This is a genomic window from Frateuria sp., from assembly GCF_035695185.1.
Lineage (GTDB): Bacteria > Pseudomonadota > Gammaproteobacteria > Xanthomonadales > Rhodanobacteraceae > Frateuria_A.
The window spans coordinates 1-2284 of the sequence record NZ_DASSES010000025.1 but is presented as its reverse complement, the minus strand read 5'-3'; the positions used below and the strand labels follow the sequence as shown (position 1 = coordinate 2284).

Genomic DNA, 2284 nt, shown 5'->3' with positions numbered 1-2284 from the left:
GTGCTCGCCGTCGAGGGCGCGCAGGTGCGTTGCGAGGTGCTGATCGGCGGCCGCCTGTCCGACCGCAAGGGCCTCAACCGCCAGGGCGGCGGCCTGTCGGTATCGGCGCTGTCGGACAAGGACCGCGCGGACATCAGGCTGGCCGCCGAGATCGGTGCCGACTTCCTGGCCGTCTCCTTCGTGCGCTCGGCCGCGGACATGGAGCAGGCGCGCCGGTTGCTGCGCGAGGCCGACGGCCATGCCGCGCTGGTGGCCAAGATCGAACGTGCCGACGCGATCCCGGTGCTGGGCGAGATCATCGACGCCTCCGATGCGGTGATGGTCGCGCGCGGCGACCTCGGCGTCGAGATCGGCGACGCCGAGCTGCCCGGCCTGCAGAAGAAGATCATCCGCGAATCGGTCGCCCGCAATCGCGCCGTGATCACCGCCACGCAGATGCTGCAGTCGATGGTGAGCGCGCCGATCCCGACCCGCGCCGAAGTGCTGGACGTGGCCAACGCGGTCATCGATGGCACCGACGCGGTCATGCTGTCGCAGGAAACCGCCGCCGGTGCGCATCCGGACGTGGCGGTGGCCGCCATGCGCCGGATCTGCCTCGGCGCCGAGCGCCAGTTCGAGCCGAAAGAAGAACTCAACGGCATCGCGCACCGGCTCGACCGCGCCGACCAGGCCATCGCGCTGGCAGCGATGGTGCTGGCCGGACAGCTGGGCGTGCGCGCGCTGATCGCCCTGACCGACTCGGGCGCGACCGCGCAATGGCTGTCGCGCTATCGCAGCGCGGTGCCGATCTATGCGCTCTCGCCCAGCCCCGATTCCCGCCGGCGCATGCTGCTGCTGCGCGACGTGCAGCCGGTGGCCTTCAACGAGGTGAGCCAGAGCTCGGCGGCCAACGCCCGCGAGGCGGTACGCCAGCTGTTCGCGCTGGGCAAGCTGGCCGAGGGCGATCGCGTGGTCCTCACCCAGGGCGACCGCGTCGGTGCCGGCGGCGGCACCAATACGCTCAAGCTGCTGCTGGTCGGGGCCGAGGGCATCGTCGAGAGCCTGCGCGACCTTTGAACCAGGCTCTTCGCGAGCGCCTCCTCTCCCTTGCGGGGAGAGGGTCGAGGTGAGGGGCCGGGGCTCGCGGAAGCCCCGCCGGACCACAGCCCGCACGGCCACAACGCCGCAAGAGCCCCCGTCATCCCAGCCCTCCCGAGGGGACAGGGGCGACAGCAGCGTCACGGCCCGCCCCGCTCCCACGGGCGCTACACTGGCCAACCCCACACCAGGAGGTTGCCATGAACCCGACCGTCCGCCGTTTCGCCTTCGCGGCGCTGCTGGCTGCCGGCCTGCCCGTGGCGGCGCAATCGCTGCACCGGGTCGACCCGCAGCACCTGTACGACCATTGGATCCTGCTCAACCAGAACGTCGCCGTCGACGTGCCCAACAGCGCACGCAACGTGAACCAGCCCGGCTGTGCGGCGGTGAGCTACATGATCGGGGCCGACGGCGTGCCGCGCGAGCTCAAGGTCGAGAAGGTGGTGCCCAAGGGCGACTTCGGCCAGATCGCGCTGAGCGCGGTATCCAACTTCCGCTACGGCCCGGCGCTGTCCAACCAGGAACACGCGCCGGTGGCCACCTACTACATCGTGCCCTTCAATGCGCCCTCCGATCCGGCCGGGCAGCAGCGGGTGATGGCTCCCTGCCGGCTGCCAGGCTACGAAGGCTGAGTCTTTCCGCGCCGTCACGACCGCGTTGACGCATGTCGTTATAATCGCCGGTTCTTTGACCCGCCGCCCCGCCCGGGGCGGCGCAAATCCATTGCGGTGACCCCGCCCGTCTGCACGGAGTCGTTCATGAGCATCGAAGATCTTGAAAGCATCGCCCAGGCGATGGTCGCGCCCGGGAAGGGCATCATCGCGATCGACGAATCGACCAACACGATCAAGAAGCGCTTCGAAGCCGTCGGCATCGAGAACACCGAAGAGAACCGCCGCGCCTACCGCGAGCTGCTGCTGACCGCACCGGGCCTGTCCGAACACATCTCCGGCGCGATCCTGTTCGACGAGACGATCCGCCAGAAGACCAGGGACGGCGTGCCGTTCACCGAGGTGATGAAGAAGAACGGCATCATCCCGGGCATCAAGGTCGACAAGGGCCCGGTGCCGCTGGCCGGCTTCCCGGGCGACGTGGTCACCGAGGGCCTGGACGGCCTGCGCGACCGCCTGGCCGAGTACGTCAGGCTGGGCGCGCAGTTCGCCAAGTGGCGCGCGGTGATCAACATCTCCGACGACAACCCCAGCTC

Annotated in this window: 3 protein-coding genes; all 3 read left to right on the top strand. The window is 69.7% G+C overall.

Translation table 11 applies throughout. From position 1 onward, the window contains the following. The coding region (gene pyk / locus VFH59_RS01750; protein ID WP_325163169.1) for a pyruvate kinase at window positions 1–1056 on the top strand (1056 nt) is incomplete at its 5' end. A gap of 221 nt (window positions 1057–1277) precedes the next feature. Beyond that, a complete protein-coding gene (locus tag VFH59_RS01745; RefSeq protein ID WP_325163168.1) occupies window positions 1278–1709 on the top strand; it encodes an energy transducer TonB in 432 nt (143 codons plus the stop codon). Between the two features lie 126 nt (window positions 1710–1835). After that, window positions 1836–2284 (top strand): class I fructose-bisphosphate aldolase (locus VFH59_RS01740; protein WP_325163167.1); only part of this gene is annotated, 449 nt, incomplete at its 3' end.